1 pseudogene is annotated in these 558 nt (G+C 69.4%); it reads right to left on the bottom strand.

From position 1 onward, the window contains the following. Window positions 1–558 (bottom strand): annotated as a pseudogene (locus DVK07_RS20840) (hypothetical protein); the annotation flags it as partial.

The following is a 558-nucleotide window of genomic DNA, read 5'->3' as shown; positions in this document are numbered from 1 at the left end:
CGACGAACGCGTGTTGCGGGTCGACCGCGTCGAGAGCTGCCAGCCGATCGTCACCGGCAGCCGTGCGTGCGGGCGTCGCGTCCGCATCTGGGGCCGCATCGAGTCCCAGCAGATCCGCCACGACGCGGCTTGCCGGCGTATCGCGCCCGGCTTCGAGTTGCTGTGTGCGATACCGTACGTCGCCGCGGTAATCGCGGTGCGGCTGACACACCATCTGGTAGGTGACGGCGGCGTCCGTCTCGGCCAACGTCTCGACGACGGCCGCCAGCGGTGCGCGTGCGGTGTCGGCGGCGGTGAACGACGCAAACGGGGTGAGCCGGGTCTGCCAGTCGTCGCGGCGGTCGGCGTCCCCCACCCACTCGACAGCAACGACTGACTCGTCCCCGCTTGCGTTCCCGGTGGCTGACTTCTCGGCTGGTGTCCCATCCGAATCCGCCGTGGGAAGCGGCGGAGGTGTCGCCGGCGTGAGTTCGTACTCATTCGGACAGGCTGTCCGCAGCGCACCACGAAGCGTGTCGGTTGCGGCGCCGGTGACGCCGACGTAGATCCCGAGCTTAT

This window comes from Halorubrum sp. Atlit-26R, assembly GCF_003666015.1.
In the GTDB taxonomy this organism is placed as follows: Archaea; Halobacteriota; Halobacteria; order Halobacteriales; family Haloferacaceae; genus Halorubrum.
Note: the sequence above shows the minus strand (reverse complement) of the source record. Positions and strands in the feature narration are given on the sequence as shown.